The sequence below is a fragment of the Niallia oryzisoli genome (assembly GCF_036670025.1).
Taxonomy (GTDB): domain Bacteria; phylum Bacillota; class Bacilli; order Bacillales; family Cytobacillaceae; genus Bacillus_BD; species Bacillus_BD oryzisoli.
Map to the genome: position 1 here is coordinate 2897198 of NZ_CP137640.1, position 24877 is coordinate 2922074.

The 24877-nt window shown below is 38.0% G+C and carries 21 protein-coding genes; 19 read left to right on the forward strand and 2 right to left on the reverse strand.

The window, feature by feature from the left end; all coding sequences use genetic code 11:
* Positions 1 to 117: 117 nt before the first annotated feature.
* Positions 118 to 1059: an aldo/keto reductase family protein gene (locus tag R4Z09_RS14500; RefSeq protein ID WP_338452965.1), complete on the reverse strand. Its 942-nt coding sequence runs from the start codon at positions 1057 to 1059 to the stop codon at positions 118 to 120.
* A 990-nt stretch (positions 1060 to 2049) separates the two neighbouring features.
* On the opposite strand from R4Z09_RS14500, the gene R4Z09_RS14505 reads away from it, so the two are divergent.
* The 15 genes from R4Z09_RS14505 to R4Z09_RS14575 all read left to right on the forward strand — a co-directional run bounded on the left by R4Z09_RS14505 (position 2050) and on the right by R4Z09_RS14575 (position 16407).
* Positions 2050 to 2859, forward strand: coding sequence for an ABC transporter ATP-binding protein (locus tag R4Z09_RS14505; RefSeq protein ID WP_338452966.1), 810 nt, complete (start codon positions 2050 to 2052; stop codon positions 2857 to 2859).
* A gap of 14 nt (positions 2860 to 2873) precedes the next feature.
* Positions 2874 to 3707, forward strand: coding sequence for an ABC transporter permease (locus tag R4Z09_RS14510; protein WP_338452967.1), 834 nt, complete (start codon positions 2874 to 2876; stop codon positions 3705 to 3707).
* 71 nt (positions 3708 to 3778) lie between these two features.
* Positions 3779 to 5122 (forward strand): LLM class flavin-dependent oxidoreductase, encoded by a 1344-nt coding sequence (locus R4Z09_RS14515; protein ID WP_338452968.1) that lies wholly within the window; start codon positions 3779 to 3781, stop codon positions 5120 to 5122.
* Positions 5123 to 5178: 56 nt separating this feature from the next.
* Positions 5179 to 6519, forward strand: coding sequence for an LLM class flavin-dependent oxidoreductase (locus R4Z09_RS14520; RefSeq protein WP_338452969.1), 1341 nt, complete (start codon positions 5179 to 5181; stop codon positions 6517 to 6519).
* A gap of 96 nt (positions 6520 to 6615) precedes the next feature.
* Complete coding sequence (locus R4Z09_RS14525; RefSeq protein ID WP_338452970.1) at positions 6616 to 7962, forward strand: LLM class flavin-dependent oxidoreductase; 1347 nt, start codon at positions 6616 to 6618, stop codon at positions 7960 to 7962.
* A 166-nt stretch (positions 7963 to 8128) separates the two neighbouring features.
* Complete coding sequence (locus R4Z09_RS14530) at positions 8129 to 9163, forward strand: ABC transporter substrate-binding protein (protein ID WP_338452971.1); 1035 nt, start codon at positions 8129 to 8131, stop codon at positions 9161 to 9163.
* Between the two features lie 59 nt (positions 9164 to 9222).
* Entirely contained in the window at positions 9223 to 10569 is a 1347-nt protein-coding gene (locus R4Z09_RS14535) for an LLM class flavin-dependent oxidoreductase (protein ID WP_338452972.1), read from the forward strand.
* 235 nt (positions 10570 to 10804) lie between these two features.
* Complete coding sequence (locus R4Z09_RS14540; RefSeq protein WP_338452973.1) at positions 10805 to 11653, forward strand: ABC transporter permease; 849 nt, start codon at positions 10805 to 10807, stop codon at positions 11651 to 11653.
* Between the two features lie 36 nt (positions 11654 to 11689).
* A complete protein-coding gene (locus R4Z09_RS14545; RefSeq protein ID WP_338452974.1) occupies positions 11690 to 12907 on the forward strand; it encodes an MFS transporter in 1218 nt (405 codons plus the stop codon).
* Positions 12908 to 13006: 99 nt separating this feature from the next.
* A complete protein-coding gene (locus R4Z09_RS14550; protein ID WP_338452975.1) occupies positions 13007 to 13180 on the forward strand; it encodes a YezD family protein in 174 nt (57 codons plus the stop codon).
* A 12-nt stretch (positions 13181 to 13192) separates the two neighbouring features.
* On the forward strand, positions 13193 to 13411 hold the full coding sequence (locus R4Z09_RS14555; protein ID WP_338452976.1) for a Fur-regulated basic protein FbpA: 219 nt from the start codon (positions 13193 to 13195) through the stop codon (positions 13409 to 13411).
* Positions 13412 to 13705: 294 nt separating this feature from the next.
* A complete protein-coding gene (locus R4Z09_RS14560; RefSeq protein ID WP_338452977.1) occupies positions 13706 to 14089 on the forward strand; it encodes a GntR family transcriptional regulator in 384 nt (127 codons plus the stop codon).
* Positions 14086 to 14988 carry an ABC transporter ATP-binding protein gene (locus R4Z09_RS14565; RefSeq protein WP_338452978.1) on the forward strand — a complete coding sequence of 301 codons (903 nt, stop codon included), beginning with the start codon at positions 14086 to 14088 and terminating at the stop codon, positions 14986 to 14988. The genes R4Z09_RS14560 and R4Z09_RS14565 overlap by 4 nt, the downstream gene beginning before the upstream one ends.
* On the forward strand, positions 14966 to 15718 hold the full coding sequence (locus tag R4Z09_RS14570; RefSeq protein WP_338452979.1) for a hypothetical protein: 753 nt from the start codon (positions 14966 to 14968) through the stop codon (positions 15716 to 15718). Before R4Z09_RS14565 ends, R4Z09_RS14570 begins: the two co-directional genes overlap by 23 nt.
* The gene (locus R4Z09_RS14575) at positions 15715 to 16407 is read left to right on the forward strand and encodes a hypothetical protein (protein WP_338452980.1); all 693 of its coding nucleotides are present in this window, start codon (positions 15715 to 15717) and stop codon (positions 16405 to 16407) included. The genes R4Z09_RS14570 and R4Z09_RS14575 overlap by 4 nt, the downstream gene beginning before the upstream one ends.
* A gap of 131 nt (positions 16408 to 16538) precedes the next feature.
* Here the strand turns inward: R4Z09_RS14575 and R4Z09_RS14580 are convergent, their stop codons facing one another.
* Complete coding sequence (locus R4Z09_RS14580; RefSeq protein WP_338452981.1) at positions 16539 to 17135, reverse strand: sugar O-acetyltransferase; 597 nt, start codon at positions 17133 to 17135, stop codon at positions 16539 to 16541.
* A 154-nt stretch (positions 17136 to 17289) separates the two neighbouring features.
* On the opposite strand from R4Z09_RS14580, the gene R4Z09_RS14585 reads away from it, so the two are divergent.
* The 4 genes from R4Z09_RS14585 (at position 17290) to R4Z09_RS14600 (ending at position 24808) form a co-directional block, all read left to right on the forward strand.
* Complete coding sequence (locus R4Z09_RS14585) at positions 17290 to 17658, forward strand: VOC family protein (RefSeq protein ID WP_338452982.1); 369 nt, start codon at positions 17290 to 17292, stop codon at positions 17656 to 17658.
* A 227-nt stretch (positions 17659 to 17885) separates the two neighbouring features.
* Positions 17886 to 20393 (forward strand): EAL domain-containing protein, encoded by a 2508-nt coding sequence (locus R4Z09_RS14590; protein WP_338452983.1) that lies wholly within the window; start codon positions 17886 to 17888, stop codon positions 20391 to 20393.
* 246 nt (positions 20394 to 20639) lie between these two features.
* A complete protein-coding gene (locus tag R4Z09_RS14595; protein WP_338452984.1) occupies positions 20640 to 22118 on the forward strand; it encodes an alanine/glycine:cation symporter family protein in 1479 nt (492 codons plus the stop codon).
* A gap of 335 nt (positions 22119 to 22453) precedes the next feature.
* Complete coding sequence (locus R4Z09_RS14600) at positions 22454 to 24808, forward strand: ABC transporter permease (protein WP_338452985.1); 2355 nt, start codon at positions 22454 to 22456, stop codon at positions 24806 to 24808.
* Positions 24809 to 24877: the final 69 nt, after the last annotated feature.

The following is a 24877-nucleotide window of genomic DNA, read 5'->3' on the forward strand; positions in this document are numbered from 1 at the left end:
AAATAATCAGAAACTTTAGTCATATCTTAAGTTTATTAATCCGATAAGTCAAGTCGAAATTATAAAAATGAATTAAATTAATTCCATCTTTTGGGTAACATTTGCTTATTGTACAACTCAGTTTAATATTTCTTCGATTTTGTTAAGTGTGTTCTGATCAAGCGTTACATCAGAAGCCTTCACGTTTTCTTCAATTTGTTCAGGTATGCTGGCACCGACAAGAGCACTTGAAATATTTGGCTCTCGTAAAATCCAGGCAATGGCAAGCTGTGCTGTAGTAATACCTAACTCGTTAGCAAGCTTTGTTAACTGTTCAACCTTCACTAGATTTTCCTCGATTAAATGTCTATCAATCGATTTATTGTTAGTTGTAGCCCGGCTTCCTTCAGGTGGCTGTGCTCCTTTTTTATATTTTCCAGTTAGAACGCCTTGTGCTAAAGGTGACCAGACAACCTGACCAATCCCATGCTTTAAGCTGACCGGAATGATCTCATTTTCAATCTTCCGATGAAACATATTGTATTGAGGCTGGTTTACAACAATTCTATCCAAAAGATTCTGATCTGCAAGGTGCACGGCTTCGGTTATTTGTTCAGCTGTCCATTCACTTACACCAACATAGAGTACTTTTCCTTGTCGAATGAGATCATCTAGGGCTCGAAGCGTCTCTTCAAGTGGGGTCTCTGAGTCATAACGGTGGCAATAATAAATGTCAATGTAATCAACATCAAGGCGTGTTAAGCTTGCATTTGCTTGTTCAATAATGTGTTTACGCGATAAACCCCGATCATTTGGTCCTTCTCCCATTGGATTAAATACTTTGGTTGCTAATACATATGATTCTCTTGGAAAAGATTTGATCGCTTGACCGACAACTTTTTCCGCTTCCCCACGCATATAAACGTTTGCTGTATCAAAAAAGTTAATTCCACGGTCATAAGCTTTATGAATCGTATTAATAGCATTTTCACTATCAACATAACCACCGTAAGTTAACCAACTTCCAAGACTAATTTCACTAACTCTAAGACCTGTACCACCTAATCTACGATATTTCATAAGCGTTTCCTCCTCATATTTATTAGATTTAAAGACTTCAATACAGTGATTATTACTTATGTAACTTCTATAGATGAAAGTGGACTAATAGTTCATACTCATCATAATACATGGTTTTAACAATAACTAAATTCCTAATTATACAATTTCCCCCTTTCAGAAATAAAAAAAAGAGATTCAATTACACATTGGGGTGTAATGAATCTCCGGTAGTCCGGTCGATATGAATAAATTTTCTTTATTATGAGAGATGACTTTCTTTAGTATGGAAAATATTTAGCCCACATTTAAATGGAATATTAACAGTAATGACATAGACAAGTCAATAATAATGTACAGAATAAAAAAACAGATCGTTTAGGATCCCAATCTATTAAGATAAAAAAAGATTGAATTCATGACAATCATCATGAACGACACCTTCTTTAGATTCAGAATGAAAGGAATAGTAAAATTGAAAATTTTTTATAAAACACAGTTGACAATTCGGAATTATGTGATAAATTAAAGCTATAGTTTTTGTAGGAATTAAATTTTTGATAAACAAAAACTTTACATATAAAAAAAGATTATTGATTATTCGAATTTGCCCACTGGACTACCAAGAGGCTCACATGATTTCAGTCTTGAACTGAAAGTGTGAGCCCTTTTTATATCATAAAAAAGGGCTTGTATTTAAAAATGAATAATCATATATGTAAAGTGAAAGATCAGATTGGAGTGGATAAATGACGCGAAAAAGATTTGAATAAGTGATTAATAATGTTTATTCTTTAAAAAGTCATCAAAAGGATTAGAATTAGTAACATTTTAGGAATTGATAAGGCCTACTGGACTTCCAAGTGGCTCACATGATTTCAGTCTTGAACTGAAAGTGTGAGCCTTTTTTATTCACAAAACCGATTCTTAAGTGATAAATCAAAGATGTAATCGCATATAAAACCAAGTATTTAAATAAGAATAATTAGATAAAAGATTGGAGTGTAGTTAATGTCAGCTCTTGAGAAAATAAGATTTGAACATGTCACAAAAACATTTGCAATACGTGATGAAACGAAAAAAAGAAGTACAAAAACATTTACTGCGATAGAGGATATTAATTTTGTAGTAAATGAAGGAGAATTTATAACACTTGTTGGACCAAGTGGATGCGGTAAATCGACGCTTCTAGATTTACTAGGTGGTTTAACCAAACCAACTCGCGGCCGCATATTAATTGAGGGGAAAGAAATTACTGGACCTGGTTTAGATCGGGGAACCGTTTTTCAACAATATGCATTATTCCCATGGAAAACCGCTCGTGGAAATATTGAATTTGGGTTAGAGGCGAAAGGAATTTCTAAGAGGGAATGGAAAGAAAAAGGCGATTATTATTTAGATTTAGTTGGATTGATAAAATTCGCGGATCGATATCCCCATGAATTATCAGGTGGGATGAAGCAGAGGGTGGCGATTGCCAGAAGTCTTGCTTTTAATCCAGATGTACTTTTATTGGATGAACCGTTTGCGGCACTAGATGCTCAAACACGTGAAACTCTACAAAGTGAACTACTGCGAATTTGGAAGAAAACCGGTAAAACCATTATTTTTATTACGCACGGTATCGATGAAGCCGTGTACCTTGGTCAACGGGTAGTGGTTTTATCACCAAATCCTGGATCAGTGAGGAAAATTGTTGATATTTCATTAAAGAATCGATTAGAAGATGCAGATATCCATTCGAATCCTGAATTTGTCAGAGCACGTCATGAAGTCTGGAGCTTGTTACATGAACCTGAATTTCTAGGTGCAAATATTTAAAGGAGGGATGATGGATGGAAACAATCGCACGAGAAATAAAAATAGGAAAAAAAAATCAAACGAAAACTACATGGCTTTCTATTTTCCAGGTATTACAAAAGTTATTCAAACAATCCATTGTGTTGGTCGGATTAATATTACTCTGGGAAATCGCCCCGCGAATTGGAATGGTCAATCCAGAGTACTTACCACCTCTTTCGGACGCATTGAAAGCCTGGGGGGAAATGATTGTCACAGGAGAATTATGGACACATTTTTCAACAAGTATTTCGCGTTCCATTTATGGATTTCTTTTAGCCTTATTGGTTGGTATTCCGCTTGGTTTACTTATTGGTTGGTATCCATTAGCTAGAGAATTATTGAATCCAACATTTGAAGTTTATCGAAATACAGCGACATTAGCGTTATTACCAGTATTCATGTTATTACTTGGGATTGGTGAAGCATCGAAAATTGCGATTGTTTTTTACTCATGCACAGCTGAAATTCTTTTACAAACCATAGCAGGTGTGAAAAATGTGGATCCATTACTGATTAAATCAGCGCGTTCCATGAATGTATCTTCGTATAAATTATTTACGAAAGTCATTTTACCAGCAGCGTTGCCAACTATTTTTGTTGGGATTCGTATGGCAGGGACTGGTTGTATTTTAGTTTTAATGGCCGCTGAAATGATTGGTGCTAAAGCGGGCTTAGGTTATTTAATCACATCTGCTCAATATAATTACGAAATTCCTAAAATGTATGCGGGTATTATAACCATTTCACTATTGGGCTTACTCGTAAATCTGGGATTAACTTCGTTAGAAAGAAGATTCTCAAGATGGAGGCAACAACCAAATGCATAGAAAAGACAAAATATTTTCTATTCTTGTGCCAATTCCGACTAAAAAAATAAGATAAATTGGAGTGGTGTAATATGGCGAAAAAACAAATGAAATTAGGGGCATTCTTTATGTTGCCAGGACATCATGCGGTAGCATGGCGGCATCCCGATGCGAAAGCAGATCATGTGTTAAATTTTGATTTTATCAAGGAGCAAGCGCTAACGGCAGAACGTGGTAAGTTCGATATGGTTTTCTTGGCAGATGGTGTAGCGGCCGGGGCCGAAAGTAAAGTGTTTGGACAATCGTCTAGTGTTCCATTCGAACCTTTTACTTTATTGTCAGCAATAGCAGCGGTGACAAAAAATATTGGGATTGTTGGCACTGTGTCCACAACCTATAATGAACCATTTAATGTAGCACGGAAATTTGCTTCGTTGGACCATCTAAGCAACGGGCGTGCAGGTTGGAATGTTGTAACAAGTGGTGGGAAAGAAGCAGCAAGTAACTTTGGATTGAAAGAGGAACCATTACATGCGCAACGCTATGAACGAGCACATGAGTTTGTAGATGTCGTAAAACAACTTTGGGATAGCTGGGAAGATAACGCAATTGTTTTCAATCAGGAGACTGGACAATATGCGGATGCCTCTAAAGTTCATACCCTCAATTATGAAGGAAAGTATCTGTCAGTCGGAGGGCCGCTAAATATTGCCCGGCCGGTTCAAGGTCATCCAGTTGTAGTTCAAGCAGGATCATCGGAAGCTGGAAAAGAATTAGCAGCACGTACAGCGGAAGTTATTTTTACAGCGTGGCAAACATTAGAAGAAGCGCAAGATTTCTATCGTGATGTAAAAGGACGTATGGCGAAGTATGGAAGAAATCCAGATGAACTAAAAATTATGCCTGGTGTTTATCCAATCGTTGGTCAAACATTAGAAGAAGCCGAAACGAAACGTCAACAATTATTAGATTTAATACCAGAGTCATTAGGTGTAGCCAGATTATCTAGACAATTGGGTGTAGACTTAGCTGGTTACCCAGTGGATGGACCATTACCAGAATTACCAGATGTATCACAAATTAATGGTGGGAAAAGTCGATTCCAATTATTGAAGGATCTTGCAGAACGCGAGAACTTAACCATTCGTCAATTATATCAAAATATTGCTGGAGCGCGTGGACATCGTGAAATTATTGGAACGCCTGAACAAATCGCAGATCAATTAGAAGACTGGTTTGATCATGGTGCAGCGGATGGCTTTAATATTATGCCTCCAGTGTTCCCAACAGGCTTAAATGATTTTGTCGATTACGTCATTCCTGAGCTACAAAAGCGTGGTCTTTTCCGTGAAGAATACACAGGTACAACATTGCGAGAAAACTTGGAACTGCAGCGTCCAGAAAATCAATTTTCGAAAGAAGCCGTTACACATTAACAATAGCTTATCTCTTTTTAATTATAATACCAACTAATTACATAGGAGTGGTTTTAATGACGAAAAGACAGTTAAAGTTAGGATTATTTATTAAATTACCAGGGCAACACTTAGCAAGTTGGCGGTATCCTTCAACTGACACAGAAAGCATTTTTGACTTAGACTATTTGACTAATATAGCAAAAAAGGCAGAGCAAGCAAAATTCGATACGATCTTTTTTGCCGATGTATTCGGATCTGAGATGAAAGGGAATTCTGGAAATGGATTAAGATTAGACCCCGTGATTTTGATTTCTGCGCTAGCAGCAGTAACAAAAAACATCGGATTAACGGCGACAGTGACAACCACTTATAATGAACCATTCCATGTGGCGCGTAAGTTTAGCGCTATTGATCATCTATCAAAAGGGCGGGCCGCTTGGAATGTAGTGACATCAGCTAATGGTCGGGAAGCCCTTCTATTTGGAAAAGATAAGCATTTGGCACATGCCGACCGTTATGAACGTGCTGAGGAATTTGTCAATGTGGTGAAACAGCTATGGTTCACTGTAGAAGATGAGGCAATCGTTAATGATAAGGAAAATAGTAAATTTATAGATTTAGAAAAAGTACATCCCGTTAATCATGAAGGCAAATGGTTAAAAGTACAAGGAACGTTAGATTCTCCATCAACACCGCAAGGTCATCCAGTGATTGTCCAAGCGGGTTCATCAGAAGCAGGGAAAGAGCTGGCTGCAAAAACAGCAGAAGTGATTTTTACAGCTTGGCAAACACTAGAGGAAACGCAAGAATTCTATAGTGATGTAAAGGGACGTTTGGCGAAATATGGCCGTAACCCAGAAGATCTGAAAATTATGCCAGGTGTGTTTATCACAGTCGCAGAAACTGAAGAAGAAGCAATTGCCAAACGGAAAGAATTAAATAGCTATATTTTACCAGAAGTGGGTCTAGCTTATTTATCGAACTTCATTGGTGTAGATTTAACCGGTTACGATGTGGATGCACCACTTCCTAAAAGCAGCGGTGAACTAGAAGATAAAACGAACCCACAAATTCGTTCAAACATTATTCGTCGGATTGCAGAACGAGAAAATTTACAAACCTTACGCGAAGTATATGAGCATATTGCAGGGGCACGAGGTCACAGGGAAATCGTTGGCACACCAGAACAAATTGTCGATCAATTAGAGGAATGGTTCTTAAATGAAGGAGCAGACGGTTTTAATATTATGCCACCGACTTTTCCAGAAGGCTTTAATGATATCGTAGAATTGGTTATTCCAGAACTACAGCGAAGAGGTTTATTCCGTACAGAGTATGAAGGAACAACCTTACGAGAAAATCTTGGACTTAAAATACCCGTTAATCCATCTAAAAAGCAGTCACAATCCGTGTAAACCAGAGGAGATTTATTAGGGAAGGAAAAAGAGTCAAATGCGTTTTTCTCAGATGAATGTTATAAGGAAATAATAAAGTAAATAGGAGTGAATAAAATGACAAAAAAACTAATGAAATTAGGGGCATTTTTCAGCTTACCGGGACATCATGCTGTGGCATGGCGACATCCTGATGCAAAAGCAGAGCATTTATTAAGTTTTGATTTTATAAAAGAGCAAGCTTTAACTGCTGAACGTGGTAAGCTCGATATGATTTTCTTATCTGATGGAGTAGCTGCTGGAGCAACAAGTAAAGCGTTTGAACAAGAGGCTAGTGGTGGTCGATTTGAACCTTTTACGTTATTGTCAGGACTTGCAGCAGTGACTAAAAATATTGGGCTTGTTGGAACAGTGTCCACCACTTATAATGAACCATTTAATTTAGCGCGACAATTTGCTTCGCTAGATCATTTAAGTTACGGGCGTGCAGGTTGGAATGTTGTAACAAGTGGTGGGAAAGAAGCAGCAAGTAACTTCGGATTGAAAGAGGAACCATTACATGCGCAACGCTATGAACGAGCACATGAGTTTGTAGATGTCGTAAAACAACTTTGGGATAGCTGGGAAGATGACGCAATTGTTTTCAATCAGGAGGCTGGACAATATGCGGATGCCTCTAAAGTTCATACCCTCAATTATGAAGGAAAGTATCTGTCAGTCGGAGGGCCGTTAAATATTGCCCGGCCGGTTCAAGGTCATCCAGTTGTAGTTCAAGCAGGATCATCGGAAGCTGGAAAAGAATTAGCAGCACGTACAGCAGAAGTTATATTTACAGCGTGGCAAACATTAGAAGAAGCGCAAGATTTCTATCGTGATGTAAAAGGACGTATGGCGAAGTATGGTAGAAATCCAGATGAACTAAAAATTATGCCTGGTGTTTATCCAATCGTTGGTCAAACATTAGAAGAAGCCGAAGCGAAACGTCAACAATTATTAGATTTTATACCAGAGTCATTAGGTGTAGCCAGATTATCTAGACAATTTAATATTGATTTAAGTGGATACCCATTGGATGGACCATTACCGGAATTACCAGATATTTCGCAAATAAATGGTATTAAGAGTCGTTTTCAATTAGTTAAGGATCTTGCAGAACGCGAGAACTTAACCATTCGTCAATTATATCAAAATATTGCAGGAGCGCGTGGGCATCGAGAAATTATTGGAACGCCTGAACAAATTGCAGATCAATTACAAGAATGGTTTGATCATGGTGCAGCGGATGGCTTTAATATTATGCCTCCAGTGTTCCCAACAGGTTTAAATGATTTTGTCGATTACGTCATTCCTGAGTTACAAAAACGTGGTCTTTTCCGAGAAGAATACACAGGTACAACATTGCGAGAAAACTTGGAACTAAAACGTCCAGAAAATCAATTTTCGAAAGAAATAGCAGTACTATAATAATAGCGAATATTTTTTATGCTCTAATTCCCACTAACAAAATAGGATAAATAAGATTTATCCTGATAACAAAAGAACTGTTTAAGTTTTAGATATATTTTACCAAGGTCGTTAATCCAAATAAAAAAGCAGTCACAAACAGTGTGATATACGAGGAGATAGAATGATGAAAAAAGTGAAAAAATTAGGATCCTTTATTTTAATAACAGCATTAGCAGGCAGTATTTTAGCAGGTTGCTCAAACGATACGAAAACAGCTACAAAAAACACATCTGATAGTAAAGAAGAAGATAAGGTTTTGCAATATAGCGGTGCAGCAGGTAGTGTGGAAATTGCAGAACTTGCAGAGGATCTAGGCTATTTAGAAGATATAAAGTTAGAAAATACTGGGAGTACTTCTGGAGGTCCTGAAGATATCCAGCTAACAGCAACAAAACAAATAGATTTTGGTAATGCATTTACCGGGGCAGTTATTAAATCCATTGCAGAAGGGGTAAAAATAAAATCAGTTGTTAACTCTTACGGTGTTAATGAAGAGACTAGGGGTGGATTGTTTGTACTTGAGGAAAGTGGAATTAAATCAGCTAAAGATTTAATAGGTAAGAAAGTTGGGGTCAATACTTTAGGGGCCCAGGCGGAATTCTTTCTTGTACAATATTTACGCGATAATGGTTTAACGGAAAAAGAAATTGAACAAGTGCAATTAGTCGTAATCCCAACAGCGAATGCAGAGCAAATTTTAAGAAGTAAACAAGTAGATGCTGTGAGATTATCCGAGCTTTCCAAAGATCGAGCCCTAGAGAAAGGTGGAATACTGGAATTAACGAATGATTTAGAAATATATGGAGGTCCATTTGGGGCAGGGACTTATTCCTTTGCTGAGGAATATATAAAAGAAAATCCAAATACAGTAAAAACTTTTGTTAATGGAGTTGCAAAAGCGGTCGAGTGGTCGAAATCAACTCCTCGCGAGGAAGTCATTGCACGATTGGAAAAAATAGTGAATGAACGTAATAATAATGAAACAACTAATAATCTTAAGTATTGGAAGAGTTTTGGAATAGAGTCGACAGGTGCTGTGATACAACCTGAAGATTTTGATGTGTGGGTCGATTATTTAGTAAAAGACGGGCAATTAAAAGAAGGTCAAGTGACATTGGAAGATTTATATACAAATGAATTTAATTCGTATGCTAAATAATTCTAACATCAATTTATACTAAACTAATAAAAATAATAAGATAAATTGGAGTGAGTAATATGGCAAAAAAACAAATGAAATTAGGTGCATTCTTTATGCTGCCTGGTCATCATGCGGTGGCATGGCGTCATCCAGATGCGAAAGCAGATCATGTGTTAAATTTTGATTATATCAAGGAACAGGTATTGACTGCAGAGCGAGGTAAATTTGATATGGTCTTCTTAGCAGATGGGGTAACTGCCAGAACAACTAGTAATGCTTTTGAACAAGAGTCTACTGTTCGTTTTGAACCCTTTACGTTATTATCAGGAATTGCTGCAGTGACAAAAAATATTGGGCTAGTCGGTACGGTGTCCACTACTTACAATGAACCATTTAATGTCGCACGAAAATTTGCATCATTAGATCATTTAAGTAATGGCCGGGCAGGCTGGAATGTGGTGACAACTAGTGCAAGTAAGGAAGCGGCCCGTAACTTTGGTCAAAAAGATGAATTGCCGCATGAAAAACGCTATGAACGGGCACATGAGTTTGTGGATGTCGTAAGAAAACTTTGGGATAGCTGGGAAGATGACGCCATTGTTTTCAATCAAGAGACTGGTCAATATGCGGTTGCCGATAAAGTTCATACCCTCAATTATGAAGGAAAGTATCTTTCAGTTGGAGGTCCATTAAATATCGCCCGTCCGGTTCAAGGACATCCAGTAGTAGTGCAAGCAGGATCATCAGAAGCTGGGAAAGAATTAGCTGCACGAACAGCAGAAGTGATTTTCACAGCATGGCAAACATTGGAAGAGGCACAAGAATTCTATCGTGATGTGAAAGGACGTATGGAAAAGTATGGTAGACATCCAGATGAACTAAAAATTATGCCTGGGGTTTATCCAATTGTTGGTCAAACCGAAGAAGAAGCAAGAGCGAAACGCCAACAATTATTAGATTTAATTCCAGACTCACTAGGTGTAGCAAGATTATCTAGAAATTTAGGTGTTGATTTAAGTGGTTACCCAGTAGATGGACCATTGCCTGAACTACCCGATATTTCGCAAATTAATGGGAATAAAAGTCGATTCCAATTAGTGAAGGACCTTGCCGAACGTGAGAACTTAACCATTCGTCAATTATATCAACATATTGCAGGAGCCCGCGGTCACCGAGAAATATTTGGAACACCTGAACAAATTGCAGATCAATTACAAGAATGGTTTGATCATGATGCAGCAGATGGATTTAATATCATGCCGCCCGTATTCCCAGCAGGCTTAAATGACTTTGTCGATTACGTCATTCCTGAACTGCAAGAACGTGGTATTTTTCGAAAAGAGTATACGGGTAAAACATTACGAGAAAATTTGGAGCTAAAACGTCCAAAAAATCAGTTTTCAAAAGTATATGTAGCACCATAATCTTAGTACTTTTTATTAGCCCTAATTCTTACTATTATTATAGGGTTACTGATAAAAAGTGAATCGTTTTAGTAGGTTTTAAGATTAATTTTATCATTAGTGAAAGGAAATTGATTCCCCCACTGATGATCTACTTACTAGTAGTTACTTGTGAGAGCACTTTATGAAATGGGGAAACTTTTACATGCTGCTCTAATTTTAGGTGTTCCGCATATTTGAAAGGAGGGATTTATTGATGGAATCAGTAGTACCAGAGATAGAAATAGAAAAAGAGGTAAATAAACAAAAACAATCGAAAAAACCATTAAGGTTTACAGGTTATCAAGGAATATTAAAGCTTTTTAAACGGTCAATTGTTTTAATCATATTAGGATTGATATGGGAAATAACACCACGCGTCGGGATTATGAATCCAGCGTTCTGCCCGCCATTTTCGGATGTTATAAGGGCTTGGTGGGAATTGATTATCTCAGGAGATTTATGGGTGGAATTTACGGCCAGCATAAAGCGTTCCTTAGCTGGATTTGGTTTAGCATTACTCTTGGGAATTCCGCTTGGCTTACTCATTGGTTGGTATCCGTTAGTAAGAGATTTATTAAATCCAACCTTTGAAGTATTTCGAAATACAGCAAAATTAGCTTTGCTACCGGTTTTTATTTTATTTTTAGGTATTGGTGAAGCATCGAAAATCACTCTTGTTTTTCTTGCTTGCCTTATACCCATTCTATTAAATACGATTGCAGCTGTGAAAAATGTGGATCCTTTGCTGATTAAATCTGCACGTTCCATGAATCTATCTTCCTTTAAATTATTTGTGAAAGTGATATTACCAGCAGCTTTTCCGACAATGTTTACAGGGATTCGTATGGCGGGAACAGGTTGTATTTTAGTTTTAATCGCAGCAGAAATGGTTGGAGCAAAGGAAGGCTTAGGCTTCCTTATTACTTATTCCCAATTTAACTTTAAAATTCCTGAAATGTACGCAGGTATTTTAACTATTTCAGCATTAGGATTAATTGTCAATCAAGGGTTAGTTGCATTAGAAAAAAGGTTTTCAAGATGGAAACAACTTCCCAATGAGTAATGCTGGAGTGAAAGATGCTAGAAAGAATGTGATGTTTTGTCGAACAACAAATTTAATTTCAGTATTATGCTTATAACAAATTTTATTGTTGCCGCATCTATGACGATGATTATGCCCTTTATCTCACTTTTTATTGAGACATTAGGCAGCTTTTCCAATAGTTATGTGCAAAAGTGGGCAGGACTGAGCTTTAGCGCAACCTTTATTTCTGCCTTTATTATGTCCCCTATATGGGGACGAATTGCCGATAAGTATGGTTACAAGCCAATCATGCTCATGAACTGTTTCGGAATGGCAGCAAGTATTTTTTTCATGAACTATGTGGAAAATGTACATCAGCTTTTCTTCTTACGTCTCTTAATGGGTATAGTTGCTGGATTTATTTCAACTTCCAATGCGTTTGTCAGTAAACATACAGCGAAAAATGTTGCTGGAAAAACACTTGGAACATTACAAATGGGAAGTGTTGGAGGTACTTTATTTGGTCCGGTCATTGGTGGATTATTAGCGGACGCTGTTGGTTTCGGTTATACCTTCCTTTTAACAGCCATTATCATTATCATTGCTGCTTTTATTCTTTTGATAGGTGTTCACGAACCTGATATGAATACAACAAGGAGCAGTCTTGTATACACACGAAAAAATATAGTAATGGCCGTTTTCCATCACCGCTTACTATTAAATATTATGCTAGTGACTACATTAGTTCAAATTGGGAACTTTAGTATTCAGCCACTTCTTTCACTCTATGTAGCAGCTTTGACTAATACGCAGCAAGTTAGCTTTCTTGCCGGTATTACGTTTAGTGCAACAGGAGTTGGGACATTTTTCTTTACTCGCTACTGGGGGGATTTGGCCGATCATATTGGTTACGAAAAGGTTTTAACCACTTTACTATTTATTAGTGTATTTTTTGTAGTGCCGCAAGCATTTGTCACTTCCCTTTGGCAATTAATCTTATTGCGAATTTTATTCGGTATTTCCTCAGGTGGAATTATTCCTATTACGATAGCATTCATTCGTCATGAGACACCAATCGAAATACAGGGAGAGGTTATGGGCTATAACCAAAGCTTCAAATTTTTAGGGAATATTATAGGCCCCGTGTTAGGCGGTATCGTAAGTAGTGTTGCATCGATTCCAACCATATTTTATACAACAGGACTGTTATTTTTAATTGCAGCAGTAATAGTATTGATCCTTCAAAAAAAACCAAAGAAATTTTTGAAGGATCATTTAAAAGTTCATGCTTAAAGTTTACATGAAACAACTATCATGGGCCTCTTTTAAAAAAATTTTGAAATGGGGCTGCTAATTATATGGAAGAGTAATAGAAAGGAAGGTTAAATATAAATGAGTATTCGCAATCAAGAGGTTAATCTGATTACCAATCTTTTAAAAGATATTCAATATGGGTCCATTACCATTATTGTAAATGAGGGAAAAATCGTACAGGTGGATAGTTTGAAAAAGAAGCGCTTTAATAGCCAAAATGGTCGGAGTAATAGAAATTATTACTTTAAATAAGGAGTGATTCAAATGGGGAAATTTTCTCGGGAAGGTGTGGAAAAAAAACGAAAAAAAATAATCGATAAATTAATTGCCTTTAATGTGTATAAGAAGGATGATAAACAGTTATATGAATTATCACTTTCAGAACTAGAAAATGAATTAAGGAGAATTCAACAACAAAGTCATCCTCACGGAGAGTTCGGTTCCATAAAATGGACTCATACAAAATCAAAGGATAGTTATTGACCAAAGAATCTAAATTGTTATTACTTATAGTGAATATATTCCGAGTGAACAAAAAAGGGAAAGAGCAATATTTCGCTCTTCCCCTTAACAAGCGACAAGCGGCACTTGTCAATTTTTTTTTGACCTCCCAAAGATACTTGTGTCACACCGATGTACATATGTTTGTCACATAAAAGGCTTGCAGAAGATAAGACGCTGCAGGCCATTTCTTATTTCTTTACACCCAGCACCTTGAAATATTTTCCAACATATAGTATAGTACATTACAACAGTAATGTACTATGTCAGGAGGTGGTGACAATTCTTAATACTGATGGAACGAAACCTATTTATGTTCAAATTGCCGAATGGCTGGAAACGGAAATCATGAACGGGCATTTTCAAGAAGATGAAAAGGTCTACTCTCAATACCAATTAGCCGAAATGTACACGATTAATCCGGCAACCGCGGCAAAGGGACTTAATCTGCTTGCAGATGAGAATATCCTTTACAAAAAAAGGGGGCTTGGCATGTTTGTTTCAGTAAATGCGAAAGAACGGATCATTCAAAAGCGAAAGAACCAAACATTAAAGCGGTTAATCGAAGAAGTCGTATTGGAAGCAAGACGGCTGCATATCGATGACTTGGAATTGCTTGCCATGATAAAGGATGTACAATCCGAGGGGGGAGAGTCATGAAGATCATTGAATGTACAGATTTGACGAAGACCTATTTTAGAAAAAAGGTATTAAATCAGCTCACATTTTCCATTGAAGACAATAAAATTACTGGTTTAATCGGGAGAAATGGGGTTGGGAAAACAACCTTATTAAAAATAATCGCTGGTTATATAAAACAAACGTCAGGTGAATTGACTGTATTTTCGAAAAAACCATTTAATAGCTTACTAGTATCTGCGAATTCTATTTTTATTGATGATCAAATGAGCTTTCCTTCACCAATGCAGCTTCATGAAATCCTCGACGCTGCCGGAAGCTTTTACCCAAATTGGGATAGGACTCTTGCCAAACGGCTGTTTGATTATTTTTCCTTTGATCCAAAGCATTATCATAACAAGCTTTCGAAAGGGAAAACGAGTACCTTTAATGCCATCATTGGCCTGGCATCGCGGGCACCGTTAACAATTTTTGACGAACCTACAACAGGAATGGATGCGGCCGTTCGAAAGGATTTCTATCGTGCCTTACTAAAAGACTATTTGGCACAACCGCGCACGATTATCATTTCAAGTCACCATTTAGAAGAAATAGAGGATCTCTTAGAGGATGTACTGCTGCTTAAGGATGGAAAAAACCACCTGCATGTACCAATGGAAGAGTTGAAGGAGTGGGCTGTTGGATTGAAAGGGGCGAAGGAAACGGTTATTCACTTGACGAAAGATAAAGAAGTCTATTACCAAAATCAGATAGGTACCCATTCAATGTATGCAGTAGTTAAAAATGATTTCTCCGAACAGGAGCTGCAGCAAGCAAAGGCAAATAACATTGAAATCACTACTGTACGTCCGAGTGATCTATGCGTCTATTTAACTGGTGAAACCAAAAGGGGGATTGATGATGTCTTTCTCAACCGTTAAGACCTCAGAAATTGTGAAGAAGCAGCTCCTTTTAAAGTTAAAGGCCAATATTGATGCTTTCAGTTCACTAGTTTGGATACAGCTGTTAGCGATTCTTTTTTCATTAGGAGGAGTCGGGATGCAAGGATTCCATAGCGACGGAATCTCCATCTCAATCAAATATTTTTCTGCTGATATGGTAATTGCATTCACAATGATTTGGGGACTTGTGTCGGCGATAACCATTACAACAAAACCATACAGGTATTTTGATTTCAGCTTCGTGACCAACCGGGTAACGAGCAGTCTTTCGAATATCATCTATTTGGCTTTAGCAAGCGTCATCGGCGGCGTAACGGCAATGCTGGCAAAGGGACTTCTGATCATCATAGGTTCTTTCTTTTTGGACTTTCAGCTTCTAAATTTTTACAGTCAACCTTTTCATATTCGAGATTTTCTGATTGGTATCATGACTGCCGTACAGTATATTTTCTTTATCAGCTCCATCGGTTACTTCATTGGCACGCTTGTCCAAGTGAGCAGGCTCTTTATTGTAGCCATACCTGTTTTGCTTGTTGGCTCGATGTTTATCGATGGCATAATGGGGCAGGAACCGATTGCAATCAAAACACTGGAGTTTTACTTTTTGGAGCCGACCTTCATTCTTTTTACAGTAAAAGTTTTGATTTCAAGTGTGCTGTTTTTCGCACCTTCGATTAGTATTTTGAATCGAATGGAGGTCAGAAAATGATTTTGACGATACTCCCGGTAGCAATCATTATTTTCCTTATTGTTGTCATTGCTGCTATCATTATGAAAGGGAAAAAATTTGTCACGATTAAATTTACGTATTGGCTGCTTCTTATTTATTGTGGAATTCTATTTATCTCCATTGCTGCTGCAGGTTTTGTCATTGGGGATACGCATCGTGTGAAGGAAGTTGTTTCGGAACATGACATCAAGGAAAAAAGCATCGAACTTGATAAGCAATTAAGCACTGGAAGATATGCAGAAATTCATGATGATTATCTTCTTAAACATAGCAGTTTTGACTATCATCAGGAAAGCTTAAAACTGGTGATGAACGGTAATTCGGTTCCAAGAGTTTTTATTGAAAAAAAAGACCAAGATGATGGCATGATTGATGCGTACGCTTATACAAGCGGCTTATATATCAGCAGGGTGGATTTTACTGAACAAATCATTGCACCTAAATTTGAATTACTGAACGATCAATTGGAGATTAATTCTAATGCTGCTCAAAAGGAAATCAACCTTTCCATGATGAAAAATGAATTTACAATTACACAATTTACAGGAAGCTCATCGTTTTTTGATCCCATTGAATATAATGAACCCATCATTTATTTGCGAATACCAAAGAATCTATCAATCGAGGACGAAAAAGATTTGTATTTTTTACAATATGTTAATGAATAATCCCGGTGAATGGGTCGAGGGGACAGGCACCGCGACCCAGTATGGGAGGCTCAGGGAGACAAGCGCCATGCTCCCAAAAGAAAATTCTTAGAATATAGAAAAAAACTCGTCACGCTTGACGAGTTTTTTTCCTATTCATCGGTGGAACGCGGTGCCTGTCCCTTCGACCCACACGCAATTTGTTTAATAATTTTTGCTGGGTTGCCACCCGCTACAACGTTGTCTGGTATATCTTTCGTTACGACTGCACCTGATGCGATGACAACGTTGTTCCCGATTGTTATTCCTGGGTTTATGACAGCACTTCCGCCAATCCATACATTGTTTCCAATTGTAATGGGTTTTGCGTACTCTATTCCAGAGTTCCGTTCAGTAGGATGAAGAGGGTGTGTGGCAGTGTAAATTTGTACACTAGGTCCAAGCAAACAATTATCTCCAATTCGTACCTCACAAACATCTAAGATCGTACAGTCAAAGTTTCCATAAAAGTTTTCTCCTACATATGTGTTATAACCATAATCAAACCTAATATTTGGTTCCATATATATGTATTCGCCGGTCGAACCCAACAACTCCGTCAATAGTTTAAATCGTTTGTCACTTTCGTCTTCTGTCGTTTGATTATAGATTCTAACCAATCTTCTGGCATTTTTTCGGCCGTTTAATAATTCTGGATCGGCAGGATTGTACATTTCTCCTGCTATCATTTTTTCTTTTTCTGTTTTCATTCAACTACCTACCTTTAAATGTGGTTGAGAGTGCATAAGTTTACTTTACTTGTATATACAAGTTTATTCAAGCTTCATCATCAATTACTTTAATTGAAAACAAACAACATTATTCTTTATAATTAATTCAGATTGAGAAATGGAGGAATATAGAATGTTTAAAAGTGGAAGTGTAACTATTGTAGTAGATGATTTAAAAAAAGCACAACAATTTTACGTGGAAACCCTTGAATTAAAGGTGCTATTCCAAGTAGAAGGGCATTTGGTGCAGCTTGAAGCACCTGGATTATCCATTGGACTGATCCATCCTCGAGAAGGACAAGATGCTCCTCAGGGAAAATCAGGAAACGTTCATATCGGATTGGAAGTACAAGATATAGCATCAACAGTTGAACTGCTAAAATCAAGAGGGGTTGAATTTCAGCCAATCATAGATGAAGAAGCCACCCGAATCGCGTACTTTAGTGATCCTGAAGGGAATCCTCTATACTTAATTGAGTTAAAACACGCACCTCAAAAGTAATCAACAAAAGCCAATTCTTTCTTTCTTAAAATAGGATGGAAGAATTGGCTATTTTATTTTTCAATAATGTGAATCATACCCATCTATTGTATATTAGTATAATAAAAATAATAGGGTTAAAATCGGAATTATTTATGACATTATTCACGCATCTATTGTACTATTCTTATTGTAGGTTATCATTGTACTAATATGACAATTAGACGATCAGGGGAGAGTTCTTTAGAATGTCCATACGTACAAAACTAATAATCATGTCTCTCATATTTCTTTCTATACCGAGTCTACTAATCGGAATCATTGGCTATCGATCTTCCGTAAGTAGTTTAAATAATCTCGGGTCTGAAAGTCTGCAAACTAATGTACGCTTAACAGTTGAAATGATTGGGGCACTGGAACAACAAGTTAAAGAAGGTAAGGTTACATTGGCTGCGGCACAGGAAGAGCTCAAAGAGGCGATTTTAGGAAAAAAAGATGTGAACGGGAAACGTCCAATTAATCCGCGCCTGAACATGGGGAAACACAGCTTTATTTTTATTATCAATTCCAAAGGGGATGAAATTGCACACCCGAACTTTGAAGGGCAAAATGTATGGAATGTAAAGACATCGGACGGTGTCTATTCGACACAAGAAGTGGTGAAGGCTGCCAACAATGGCGGTGGGTTTGTCACCTATGCCTGGCCTTTGCCGTCTAACCCTAATGTGAATGTACCAAAAATAACTTACGCGGAAAAAGATCCATATTGGAATTGGATTGTATGTGCCGGGGCCTATTTACCCGATTTTAATAAAGGAGCAAATCGTTTACTTTACATATTGTTAATTACTCTTGGCATCTCCCTGCTTCTTGGTTTAATTGTCATTCTATGGTTTTCAAAAAAATTAACGAAACCCATTCTACAAGTAGCCGATCAGGCGAAGTTGATTGCCCGTGGCGACTATACAGAAAAAGCGATTGAAACCACAAGCAAGGATGAAATCGGTGATTTGGTTATGAATTTCAATATCATGAAAGAAAACCAAAAGAAGGCAGAGGAGCAGATTCGGCAAAACGAAGCATTTCTCCAATCGGTAACCAGCTATATGGGGGAAGGGATGATTGTTACGGACACCGAAGGCAGAATAACATTTATGAATCCGGAGGCGGAACAACTTCTTGGTTGGAAGGAAGAAGAATGTCTCAACCAAAAGCTCCATAATATGTTTCATCGCAGGAAAGATGGGACCTTAATGCCGTATGATGAATGTCCAACCAAAAAAAACCGGGAAAAGGGTCAGGTGTTCAGAATTGGAGAAGATTGGTTTATCAGAAAAAACGGCAGATTGTTCCCTGTCTCTTATGTGTCCAGCCCTATATTTGAAAACGGTAGCGTCACAGGATCAATCATGGTATTTCGCGACATTTCAAAACAGAAAGAGGATAAAGAAAGAATTGAATACATGGCGTACCATGATGATTTAACAAAGTTACCAAATCTTCGTTTAATCAAAGAAAAACTGAAACAGGACATGCTAAAATCTAAAACATTGGCCGTTTTGATACTCGATATCGATCGGTTTAAGCAAATTAATGAAGCACTAGGCCACGCCTTTGGTGATTTTATCCTGCAAATGGTTGCAAGCAGACTAAAAGATCAGCTTTCATCCCATGTATTTGTCGGCCGTTTAACGGGGGATGAATTTGTCATTGTGTACCCAGGCCTGGATCAAGAAGAAGAGCTGGCCGTATTTTGCAAACAGATTCGAGAGCTAATCAACGAACCGATGCAAGTAAAACATCTCCTTCTAAACGTGTCAGTAACGATTGGCGGTTCTTTGTATCCCAATCATGGAAATGAAGGGGAAGAGCTTTTGAAATATGCGAACATCGCACTTATGGAAGCACTGCAACAGCATGTTCCATTTCAAATGTACAAGCCATCAATGGATGGCAAAGCATTAGATCGCTTGGTTCTGGAGAATGATTTGCATTATGCTTTGCAAAAAAACGAGCTTTATCTTGTCTATCAGCCGCAGGTTGATATTGTAACAGGGCAAATTAAAGGAGTGGAGGCGCTGCTTCGTTGGCATCACCCAACCTACGGCTCCATTTCACCAGCCCAATTTATTCCCGTTGCCGAAAACACCGGGCTTATTATCCCGATCGGCGAATGGGTGCTTCAGACTGCATGCAGACAATTAAAAGAGTGGCACGACCACGGTCTTTCATTCCTTGGCATCGCTATAAACCTATCCTCCCGACAATTTTACTCGCAGGACTTAATTGCTAAGGTGAAAGGGATCCTGCTTGATACAGGATTACCTCCTGAGGATTTGGAACTTGAGCTTACAGAAAGCATGATGATGAATATGGAGCACGCATCACAAACCATCCAGGACCTCAAACAATTAGGATGCAAAATTGCTATAGATGATTTTGGGACAGGGTACTCTTCCCTTAATTACTTAAAACACCTACCCATTGATCGGCTGAAAATTGACCAATCGTTTATCAAGGACCTAACAGAAAATAAGCAGGATGATACAATTGTCTCAACCATCATCTCGATGGCCCAGCATCTGCAGCTTGATGTGATTGCAGAAGGTGTAGAAACCCCGCAGCAAAAGAATGTATTACTCAAAAAACAATGTACACAGGTACAGGGATATCTCTATAGTCCTCCCTTAACAGCAGAAGATTTCCTCCAAAAATGGGACCAACTGCTCCACAAAGCCAAATCATTTGTCAATTAATCGCGCAAGGGGCGAGTGGACAGGTACCGCGTCCCGATCTGAAAATGATTAGTATATAAAGCATGTTTAAAACCCGTAACTTTTAACGGGTTTTTTCTTTTCTTCCGCGGGTTGCGGTACTGCCCCTCTGTCACAAGTATTAAAAAAATCTGATTATACTAAAAATTCTATTGATGTCTAATAATATTATACTTTATAATTATAATTGTAAACTGTTATATAACAATAGAATAGGAGGGGAATAATATGGTCGATCAACTTGTTAATACGTTAAACGGATGGCTGTGGAGCCCGGTTTTGATTGCTTTCATTGTTTTATGTGGATTGTACTTTAGTTTTCGTACGCGATTCTTACAGATTCGTCACATCAAAGAAATGGTTAAACTCCTAGCTTCAGGTAAAGGTTCGGATGCGGGGGTTTCTTCGTTCCAGGCATTAGCAATCTCTTTATCAGGCCGTATCGGGGTTGGGAATATCGCTGGAACGGCTACAGGTATTGCTTATGGAGGACCCGGCTCCGTCTTCTGGATGTGGGTGATTACCTTCGTCGGTGCAGCTTCCGCTTTCGTCGAATCAACTCTTGCGCAAATCTATAAAGAAAAGCAGGATGGAGTCTATCGCGGCGGGCCGGCATACTATATAGAAAAGGGACTTGGCTGGAAGTGGTTTGCCGTTGTTTTTGCAGTGGCCACACTGCTCGCAATGGCTGTTTTAATGCCGGGAATACAGGCAAATGCCATTGCAGACGGTGTTCATAACGCATTTGGTGTTGATAATACCGTTACCGGCCTTGTGGTTGTAGCACTTATTGCTTTTACTATTTTTGGCGGTGTGAAGCGTATTGCTAGAGTAGCAGAATTCATTGTTCCTTTTATGGCAATCGGTTATCTATTAATTGCCATTGCCATTGTCGTGATTAATTTTGAAAAAATACCTGAAGTATTTGGACTTATTTTTAAAAGCGCTTTTGGAGCTGAAGAAATGTTTGGTGGCATTCTTGGCTCAGCCGTTATGTGGGGCGTAAAACGCGGCCTTTATGCGAATGAAGCCGGTCAAGGGACAGGTGCTCATCCAGCGGCAGCAGCCGAGGTTTCCCATCCAGCAAAGCAGGGACTTGTCCAAGCGTTTTCAATTTATTTAGATGTATTCTTAGTTGTTACATCAACAGCCATGATGATTTTATTTACAAATCAATACAATGTCATAAATGAAAAAACAGGAAACATAATCACGGAAGGACTTCAAGGAGTGGAACCTGGACCGGGCTATACTCAGGCAGCCGTTGATACGATCCTCCCGGGATTCGGACCAGGATTTATAGCAGTTGCATTATTCTTCTTTGCCTTCACAACGATTTATGCATATTACTATATTGCTGAGACAAACCTGGCCTATCTAGTACGTGGAAGATACAGAGGAATGGCTTTCGTTGCATTAAAACTCATCCTTATCGGTTCCATTTTCTACGGATCTATTAAAACAGCAACGACAGCATGGGCCATGGGGGACATCGGACTTGGCATTATGGTTTGGCTGAACTTAATTGCCATCCTATTATTATTTAAACCAGCATCTATTGCCCTAAAGGATTACGAAGAGCAGCTTAAGCAAGGGAAAGATCCAGAATTCAATTCAGCTAAGTTTGGAATTAAGAATGCGGATTTCTGGGAGAATGGCTATGTAAAATCAGAAAAAGAAAAGGATACAAGCAAAAACATCATGTAAAACATTTCAAATGAAAATTATATGCTGCAGGAGGACATTGCCGAATTTGTTATCTCTCAATTAAAATTGAATCCTCGAATTTATGTAAAATAAGCAAGACTACTAGCAACCAACCCCTTCTAATTTGAAGAAGGAAAAAGGGACAGGCACCTTGAACCAGTCATGACTGGTCCAAGGTGCCTGTCCCTTTGTTTCTTTGTTTCATATAGAAGGAATGTGAAGAAATAGTTAATTATTGTAAATTACACAGGATTATGGTATCCCCCAATTGAAATAGTAAAAATGTTAGAGACAAAGTAATATCAAAATACTTATTGTAGAAGGGAGGAAAGAAAATGTTTTTTAAAATGGTAATGAATGATTTTTATAGAAAGAAAATCGTCACGTTAACAGTATTTGTATTCATTACCCTGGCTGTTCTTTTGGCAGCAACTGCAACAAATAACATTGCCAATCTCGTTCAGTCGATGTCAGAGCTGAAGGAACATGCAGACCCAGCTGATATTGCACAGATGCATTCTGGAGAATATCATCAGGCTGAAATCGATCAATTTATCGAAAAACAACAAGAGAATATTGCCATGCAGGAAACGATGGTCCTTCTGAATGTTGACGGAAGTCATATTCATGTTGACAATAATGAAACAATGGCTGGAACGATACAGGATATTTCATTTGTTGTACAGAATAAGAAATTTGATTTTATCTTAAATCTTGATAATGAAAAGTTGGATGTAAGAGAGGGGCAAGTGGCGGTACCCATCTATTTCATGGAACAATATGATTTACAACTAGGTGATACAATTACAATAGAAAATGATCGGTATCAGAAAGAGTTTGTTATTTCAGATTATGCCAGAGATTATGAGATGAACTCATCTCTCACTTCTTCGAAACGATTTGTTATTAATCAGCTTGATTATGATGAAATGCTTGAAAATCAGGCAGGGGAACTGGAATATCTGATTGAATTCAAACTGAAGGAAAACGGGGATTCTCAAGGTGTGCAAACCGCATACATCGAAGCAGGCCTTCCGGCAAATGGTCCTATCATCGAAGGTAAGATATTTACGATGTTTAATGCCATGTCAGATATGGCCGTTGCAGTAGTCATTATTTTTATTAGCATTCTGCTTATTGTGATTGCTTCGCTCTGTATCAGATTGACATTTCTAGCAACGATTGATGAAGATTTACGTGAAATAGGTGTGATGAAAGCAATCGGAATACCCAAGAAGGATATCAAGAAGGTCTATCTTAACAAATACAGAGTCATGTCACTGGCAGCAGGTATGATCGGCTATCTTCTTTCCTTTATAGCGGTAAATCTATTAAACGGCAATATGAGACTTTACATCTCTTCCGATTTATCTGGAAACTTAAAATATATCCTATCACTTATAGCTCCATTACTTGTCTATTTTATAATTGTGACGTACTGCCAGCAAGTACTGAAAAGAATCGATAAGATTTCGGCTGTAGAAGCTTTACGAAGAGATTCCATGGAGCGCGGCAAGAACAGAAAATACAGGTTCCCGCTGCAAAAGAACAAATTCTTCAGCACCAATATTTACATGGGGCTGAGGGATGTATGGGTACGATTCAAATTATACAGGCTGCTGTTATTCATTTTTACCGTATGTACGTTTATTATCATACTCCCTTTAAATATTTTTAACACCATGAATTCACCAGAATTCTCCACATATATGGGAATAGGAAAATATGACATGAGAATCGATCTTCGGAGAACCGATAATATTACAGAAGAATTTAAAAAGCTGCAGGAAGATCTGCAGAAGGATTCAGATATTGAAAAGTATGCAGCTTACATCACAAGTTCTTACCAGGTTAAAAATGCGGAGGGTTCATGGGACTACATTAATATTGAAACCGGAGACTTTTCTGTATTTCCATTAAATTATCTCGAAGGAGACTCCCCAGAGGGTGAGGGGGAAATCTCACTTTCCTATGCAAATGCCTCAAAGGACCGTTTAAACAAGAAAGTGGGAGAGGAAGTAGTAGTAAGAGTTGCTGGGAAAGAAAAAACTTTGAAGGTAACAGGTATTTATCAAGATATTACAAATGGCGGGAAAACAGCTAAGGCGGATACCAGCCTTGGAATAAATGAAGAGGCTGTTCTGTGGTATGTTGTGAGCATGAATGTGGCTCAAGGCGTTGATATCAATGAGAAAATGGACTACTACCAGAAAGCCTACGGTTCTGCCCAGGTAAATGATATAGAAGAGTATACACAACAAACGCTTGGCCATCTCATAGATCAGATGAGTACAGTTGTCATAATCGGAATCTTTATTGCACTATGTATCGTTGTTTTAATTACTGCCTTATTCATTAGGATGCTTTTATCAAAGGATATGTCCCAGTTAGCCATCATGAGAGGTTTGGGGTTAACTTTAAAACAAGTTGAACATCAATATTTGGCAGGTACGTTAATGGTTCTAATTGTTGGAATTTTACTTGGAGCTGTGGCTTCTGTTTATTTAGGAGAGCTGCTTGTCAGTTTGGTAATGTCCTTTATGGGTGCAGCTAAAATTGAATTTGTTCTTATTGGTTGGCAGACTTGGATTCTATGTCCATTAGTATTGATTGTTATCGTTGGAATGACGATTTCTATATGCAGTAAGCGGGCAAAAGAGGATGACTTATCTGTTGTTTTAAGAAGCTAGAATAATTGAAAAGGTTCGGGAAAGGAACGTATTTGGGAAAGTGGTAAGGTCTCCAAACTGACGAAATCA

What these genes read in the sequence shown, in the direction of transcription:
- R4Z09_RS14500 (WP_338452965.1), bottom strand. Translation starts at nt 1,059, where the DNA reads ATGAAATATCGTAGATTAGGTGGTACAGGTCTTAGAGTTAGTGAAATT.
- R4Z09_RS14505 (WP_338452966.1), top strand. Translation starts at nt 2,050, where the DNA reads ATGTCAGCTCTTGAGAAAATAAGATTTGAACATGTCACAAAAACATTT.
- R4Z09_RS14510 (WP_338452967.1), top strand. Translation starts at nt 2,874, where the DNA reads ATGGAAACAATCGCACGAGAAATAAAAATAGGAAAAAAAAATCAAACG.
- R4Z09_RS14515 (WP_338452968.1), top strand. Translation starts at nt 3,779, where the DNA reads ATGGCGAAAAAACAAATGAAATTAGGGGCATTCTTTATGTTGCCAGGA.
- R4Z09_RS14520 (WP_338452969.1), top strand. Translation starts at nt 5,179, where the DNA reads ATGACGAAAAGACAGTTAAAGTTAGGATTATTTATTAAATTACCAGGG.
- R4Z09_RS14525 (WP_338452970.1), top strand. Translation starts at nt 6,616, where the DNA reads ATGACAAAAAAACTAATGAAATTAGGGGCATTTTTCAGCTTACCGGGA.
- R4Z09_RS14530 (WP_338452971.1), top strand. Translation starts at nt 8,129, where the DNA reads ATGAAAAAAGTGAAAAAATTAGGATCCTTTATTTTAATAACAGCATTA.
- R4Z09_RS14535 (WP_338452972.1), top strand. Translation starts at nt 9,223, where the DNA reads ATGGCAAAAAAACAAATGAAATTAGGTGCATTCTTTATGCTGCCTGGT.
- R4Z09_RS14540 (WP_338452973.1), top strand. Translation starts at nt 10,805, where the DNA reads ATGGAATCAGTAGTACCAGAGATAGAAATAGAAAAAGAGGTAAATAAA.
- R4Z09_RS14550 (WP_338452975.1), top strand. Translation starts at nt 13,007, where the DNA reads ATGAGTATTCGCAATCAAGAGGTTAATCTGATTACCAATCTTTTAAAA.
- R4Z09_RS14555 (WP_338452976.1), top strand. Translation starts at nt 13,193, where the DNA reads ATGGGGAAATTTTCTCGGGAAGGTGTGGAAAAAAAACGAAAAAAAATA.
- R4Z09_RS14565 (WP_338452978.1), top strand. Translation starts at nt 14,086, where the DNA reads ATGAAGATCATTGAATGTACAGATTTGACGAAGACCTATTTTAGAAAA.
- R4Z09_RS14570 (WP_338452979.1), top strand. Translation starts at nt 14,966, where the DNA reads ATGATGTCTTTCTCAACCGTTAAGACCTCAGAAATTGTGAAGAAGCAG.
- R4Z09_RS14575 (WP_338452980.1), top strand. Translation starts at nt 15,715, where the DNA reads ATGATTTTGACGATACTCCCGGTAGCAATCATTATTTTCCTTATTGTT.
- R4Z09_RS14580 (WP_338452981.1), bottom strand. Translation starts at nt 17,135, where the DNA reads ATGAAAACAGAAAAAGAAAAAATGATAGCAGGAGAAATGTACAATCCT.
- R4Z09_RS14585 (WP_338452982.1), top strand. Translation starts at nt 17,290, where the DNA reads ATGTTTAAAAGTGGAAGTGTAACTATTGTAGTAGATGATTTAAAAAAA.
- R4Z09_RS14590 (WP_338452983.1), top strand. Translation starts at nt 17,886, where the DNA reads ATGTCCATACGTACAAAACTAATAATCATGTCTCTCATATTTCTTTCT.
- R4Z09_RS14595 (WP_338452984.1), top strand. Translation starts at nt 20,640, where the DNA reads ATGGTCGATCAACTTGTTAATACGTTAAACGGATGGCTGTGGAGCCCG.
- R4Z09_RS14600 (WP_338452985.1), top strand. Translation starts at nt 22,454, where the DNA reads ATGTTTTTTAAAATGGTAATGAATGATTTTTATAGAAAGAAAATCGTC.